Annotated in this window: 7 protein-coding genes and 1 pseudogene; all 8 read left to right on the forward strand. The window is 26.1% G+C overall.

All coding sequences use genetic code 11. The features are described from left to right. Positions 1 to 292: pseudogene (locus BN899_RS19675) on the forward strand (glycoside hydrolase family 73 protein); the annotation flags it as partial. A gap of 194 nt (positions 293 to 486) precedes the next feature. Beyond that, positions 487 to 885 carry a glycoside hydrolase family 73 protein gene (locus BN899_RS19680; RefSeq protein WP_242824107.1) on the forward strand — a complete coding sequence of 133 codons (399 nt, stop codon included), beginning with the start codon at positions 487 to 489 and terminating at the stop codon, positions 883 to 885. 359 nt (positions 886 to 1,244) lie between these two features. Then, positions 1,245 to 1,886, forward strand: coding sequence for a histidine phosphatase family protein (locus BN899_RS06650; protein WP_042273987.1), 642 nt, complete (start codon positions 1,245 to 1,247; stop codon positions 1,884 to 1,886). A 10-nt stretch (positions 1,887 to 1,896) separates the two neighbouring features. Continuing rightward, entirely contained in the window at positions 1,897 to 3,111 is a 1,215-nt protein-coding gene (locus BN899_RS06655) for a BaiN/RdsA family NAD(P)/FAD-dependent oxidoreductase (RefSeq protein ID WP_042273989.1), read from the forward strand. An 8-nt stretch (positions 3,112 to 3,119) separates the two neighbouring features. Continuing rightward, positions 3,120 to 3,485, forward strand: coding sequence for a chorismate mutase (aroH, locus tag BN899_RS06660; protein WP_042273991.1), 366 nt, complete (start codon positions 3,120 to 3,122; stop codon positions 3,483 to 3,485). 37 nt (positions 3,486 to 3,522) lie between these two features. After that, positions 3,523 to 4,173, forward strand: a complete 651-nt coding sequence (gene cmk, locus BN899_RS06665; RefSeq protein WP_042273993.1) for a (d)CMP kinase — start codon at positions 3,523 to 3,525, stop codon at positions 4,171 to 4,173. A 19-nt stretch (positions 4,174 to 4,192) separates the two neighbouring features. Next, positions 4,193 to 4,789 carry a lysophospholipid acyltransferase family protein gene (locus tag BN899_RS06670; protein WP_042273996.1) on the forward strand — a complete coding sequence of 199 codons (597 nt, stop codon included), beginning with the start codon at positions 4,193 to 4,195 and terminating at the stop codon, positions 4,787 to 4,789. Between the two features lie 59 nt (positions 4,790 to 4,848). Then, positions 4,849 to 5,673: 4-hydroxy-3-methylbut-2-enyl diphosphate reductase (locus tag BN899_RS06675; protein ID WP_042273997.1), on the forward strand; the 825-nt coding region annotated here is incomplete at its 3' end.

Genomic DNA, 5,673 nt, shown 5'->3' on the forward strand with positions numbered 1-5,673 from the left:
GAAAATAAAAAAGATTATACCTATAATAATATTATCAGTTATAGTAATAGCCGGGGGCTTAAAATATTTTTCTTTAAAAGAAATCGATAAAAACAATATAGATGTATTTAAATACATAGATCAAGTTGATAAAGTTAGTGAAAATAAAGTTCAAGTAAATTGGAAATATGTTACGTCTATAATAGGTGTAATGAACGATAACAATTTTAAAAAAGTAAATAACTCTGATATAGCGAAAATAGCAAAGTTATTTATAAAAAAAGATAATGATAGCTATAAATTAAAAAATTAGAAGATGTTTTAAATAATTTAGAATTTAGTGATAAAGAAAAGTCTAGAGTAAATGATTATATAAAAGACTTAGAAAACTATGGTGTAAAACCATCTAGTTTAAATCCGAATTCTGATAATATTAAATTTATAAATGATATAAAACAAGATGCCATAGATAATTATAAAATTTATAAAATACTACCGTCGATAACAATAGCTCAAGCAATACTTGAATCAAGTTGGGGAAAATCAATATTATCAAAAGACTTTAACAATCTATTTGGTATAAAAGCAGATAGATACTGGAATGGGGAATATGTTACTTTAGAAACTAAAGAGCATGTAGATACTACTATAAATGATAAGTTTAGAAAATATAATGATAAAAAGCAATCTATAGCAGATCATGCAAAATTCTTATCAGCAAATAAAAGATATAAAGAGAATGGCGTGTTTAGTTCTAACACATATATATATCAAGCACAAGCTTTAGAAAATGCAGGATATAGCACTGTAGCTAACAAAAAAGGTGAATTAACGTATGCAGATATGTTGATAAATTTAATCAAACAATATAACTTACAGTTAATTGATAGTGAAGTTCAAAGTTAAAAGATATAGTAATATAATAACAAAAAGGTTATATTATTAATAAAAATACCTACTATAAAATTTAGTAGGTATTTATCATATTTAAATATAGCTGTATTAATAAGAAAGGTGAAAATATGAATGTATTATTAACAGATGATGAATTAAGTATGTTAAATATAGTTTCGTCATAATTACAATATGTAAATACACCTTTGATAAATTATAACAAGAACTACTAGAATACTATAATCTAGTAGTTTTTGTTATAATTAAATATAGTAAAACTACTTTGTATAACTATTTTATATTAAGAAACTATGGTATAATAAAATTTTGATAAGCGTAAAAAATAGATACATAGTATTTAGGAGGACATTATGGCAAATACATTTTACATAGTAAGACATGGACAAACTAATTGGAATATATTAGGCAAAACTCAAGGTCATGGGAATTCAGACCTAACAAAAAAAGGCGAAGAACAGGCAATGGAATTATCAGAAGCTATGATAAATTATCCAATAGATTACATATATAGCAGTGATTTAGGAAGAGCTGTTCAAACTGCTCAAATAGTTGGAAACAAATTAGGAGTTGAAGTTAATCAGACACCATCTCTTAGAGAAATGGGATTTGGAGTTTGGGAAGGCCTTTTAATAGATGAAATTAAAAAAAATCATTCAAATACTTATGATATATGGAGAAATCAACCTCATTTAGTAGATATAGAAGGTGGAGAAACGCTACATATAATAAAAGATAGAACTGATAATTTTATAAAGGAAATAAATGAAAAGTATGATAATAAACATATATTACTTGTAAGCCATTCAGTTACAGTAAGAACAATGCTTTTATCATTTTTAGGATCTTCTATGGAAAACATATATAGAATAAAACAAGATAATACTGCACTAAATATAGTTGAATATAGAGATTATGGTCCTGTTATAATAAAAATGAATGACACAAGCCATATAAAAAATAATGAAAAAATAAATAATTCAGCACTAGAGTAGGAGTAAAGTTATGTCAAATGTAATAGTAGTTGGAGGTGGCTCATCGGGTATGATGGCGGCACTTACAGCTTCAAAACAAAATCACAATGTTACATTAATAGAGAGAAATGAGGAGTTAGGAAAAAAACTTTTAGTTACTGGCGGAGGAAGATGCAATATCACAAATAACAGAGATATAGAAGATTTTTTCGATAAAATAGTAACTAACAAAAAGTTCTTATATAGTAGTTTCTATACTTTTACTAACAGAGATTTATTAGATTATTTTACATCTAATAATTTAGAGTATAAAGTGGAAGACCTTAACGATCATAAAGTATATACAAAATCAGACAAATCAGTTGAAGTAATAGAGACTTTCAAAAATGATTTAATTAAAAATAAAGTAAAAATACTTTATAATAAGAAAGTTACAGATCTTATAATAAAAGAAGATATTATACATGGTATAGTTCTTGAAAATGGAGATAAATTGTATTGTGATAAGGTAATTATTTCAACTGGAGGTAAAAGTCATTCTCATACAGGATCTGATGGTATGATGTATGATATTTTAAAAAAATATAACCATACTATTAATAAAATATATCCAGCACTATCTCCACTTACTATAAAAGAAGGATGGATTAAAAACTTACAAGGCGTATCTATGCAAAAAGTTGAACTCTCATGCAAGATTAAAAAGAAGAAAATATCAATTGTAGGAGATATGATATTTACACACTTTGGACTTAGTGGACCTTGTGTTTTAATAACATCATCTTATATAAATAAAGCACTAGAAAATGGTGACCTTCAAATAAATATAGATTTTTTACCGAATATGAGTATTGATGAAATATCCAATATAATAAGGGAAAATCCTAATAAAAATATATTAAATAATTTAAAATCAATATTGCCTCAAAACTTTTTAAAAGAGATATTAGGCTTACTAAATTTATCAGATAAAAAAGCTAATGAATTAAATAAAACTGATGAACAAAAGATAATAGAGTATATAAAAAATATGACACTTACATGTAACGGAACAAAAGGCATTAAAGTTGCTCAGGTTACGAGTGGAGGTGTAAGTGTTAAAGAAATAAATTCTTCAACAATGGAATCTAAATTAATAAAAAATCTATTCTTTACAGGGGAAGTAATAGATGTAGATGCACAAACAGGTGGATATAATTTACAAATAGCATTTTCTACGGGGTATCTTGCTGGAATAAGTGTGTAGGTGATTATATGAAAGTATTAGCAATAAGAGGAGCTACAACAGTAGAGGCTAATAATAAAGAACAAATTTTAAAAGAAAGCGCAATTTTAGTAGAAAAAATTATAGAAAAAAACGAATTAGATGTAGATGATATAATAAGTATATGCTTTACAATGACAAAAGACTTAGATAAGGTATATCCTGCAGTAGCAGTAAGAGAAATTCTAAATATTACAGATATACCTCTTCTCAACTTTGAGGAAAAATATATAGTAGGAAGTTTACCTATGTGCATTAGGATATTAATGCATATAAATAGTAATAAATCTAAAAGAGATATAAAACATATATATTTAAATAAAGCAAAAGATTTAAGAAGTGATATAACTGATTAGTTCATATCACTTCTTAAAAGAAATAGGAGAGAACAAAATGAGCAATTTAGTGATAGCAGTAGATGGACCAGCAGGAGCAGGTAAGAGTACAATAGCAAAGATAATAGCAGAAAAGTTAAATATAAATTATATAGACACAGGAGCTATGTATAGAGCAATAACATATAAATGTCTTGAAAAAAATATAGATATAAATAATGAAGATGAAGTAACAAAGGTAGCTAAAGATACAGAAATAGATTTTAAAGATAATAATATATATTTAGATGGACAAGTACTGACTGATGAAATAAGAACTATTGAAGTTAGCAATAATGTATCTAATGTAGCTAAGATTAAAGATGTTAGATATTTAATGGTTGACGTTCAAAGAGAAATAGGAAAGAAAAATTCAGTGATTTTAGATGGAAGAGATATCGGTTCATATGTATTTCCTAATGCAGACTATAAATTCTTCCTAGTAGCAACACCAGAGGAAAGAGGAAAAAGACGTCATATAGAGTTAATAAAAAAAGGATATGATATAACTTTAGACGAAATAATAAAAGATATAGTAAGAAGAGATGAGATAGATTCAAATAGAGAGTTTGCGCCATTAGTTAAAGCAGAAGATGCTATAGAAATAGATACAACTGGAAAGAGTATAAATGATGTAGTAAATTCTGTTCTTTCTAAAATAAATGTGTAATAAAAGAGGGAGATAAATTTTGAGTTTTTATAAATTTGCAATAAATATATTTAGATGTTTTTCTAAATTATTTTTTAAATATGAAGTAATTGGAGAAGAAAATATTCCTAATGAAGGAAATATAATAATAGCGGCTAATCATAAATCTAATCTTGATCCAATATTTTTAGCTGCATCAATAAGAAATAGAGAAGTAGCAGCAATTGCTAAAAAAGAACTTTTTGAAATTAAGCCACTGGGATTTATATTAAAGAAATTAAATGTTATACCAATAAATAGAGAAAAACCAGATGTCTCTACAATAAAAAATATTTTAAGAACGATTAAAGATGGGTATGTATTAGGTATATTCCCGGAGGGAACACGAATCAAGGAACCAGGATTTGGAGAGGCTAAAGCAGGTTTATCTGTATTTGCCATAAAAGGTAAGGCAAATGTTGTTCCAATATCTATAATATCTAATTATAAAATATTTAATAGAGTAACTATATATATAGATAAACCTATATCTTTTGAAGATTATTATAAACAAAAACTTACTACAGAAGATAATGAAAGATTAGCACAAAATGTATTAGAAGTAATAAAAGAAAATTACTATATACATTCAAAATAATTAATAAAACCAAATTCTAAGTTTAATATATAATAAGTTATAACTAGGGAGATATAAACATGAATGTTAAAATAGCTAAAGAGGCAGGCTTTTGCTTTGGAGTTAAAAGAGCAATGAAAATGGCTTGGGATGAACTTGAAAAAAGTAATGATGGGATATATGCACTAGGACCGCTTATTCATAATAAACAAGCAGTTGAAAGATACGAAGAAAAAGGACTTAAAACAATTAATGATATAGATGATGTTCCGCTTAATAAAAATATGATAATTAGATCTCATGGGGTATCTGAATCAGTATATAATGAATCAAAGGATAGAGGAATAAATATAATTGATACCACATGTCCTTTTGTTACAAAAATCCATAAAATAGTAAAAAAGTACTATAAGAAAGGATATAATATAATTGTTATAGGTGATAAAAATCATCCAGAAGTTATTGGAATAAACGGATGGTGTGAAAATTCTGCAATAGTTATAAAAAATCTAGAAGAATTAAATAAAATAACTTTTGATAAAACAAAACAATACTGCGTAGTTGCACAAACGACTATAAATTTAGACTTATATAAACAAATAATAGATGTACTATCAAAAGAAATTGAAGGTGTATTATTTAATAATACAATATGTTCAGCAACGAAAGTTAGGCAAGAGGCAGCGAAAGAATTATCTAAAGAGGTAGATTGTATGATAGTTATAGGAGGTAAGCATAGTTCTAACACTCAAAAACTAGTTAATATATGTAAAGAAGTAGTTCCAACCTTTGCAATAGAAACTAAAGAAGATTTAAACTATGAATTACTAAAAGAATTTAAAGATATAGGTATTACAGCAGGAGCATCTACTCCAAATTGGATAATTGAAGATGTTGTAAGTTTT

Source organism: Faecalimicrobium dakarense (assembly GCF_000499525.1).
In the GTDB taxonomy this organism is placed as follows: domain Bacteria; phylum Bacillota; class Clostridia; order Peptostreptococcales; family Peptostreptococcaceae; genus Faecalimicrobium; species Faecalimicrobium dakarense.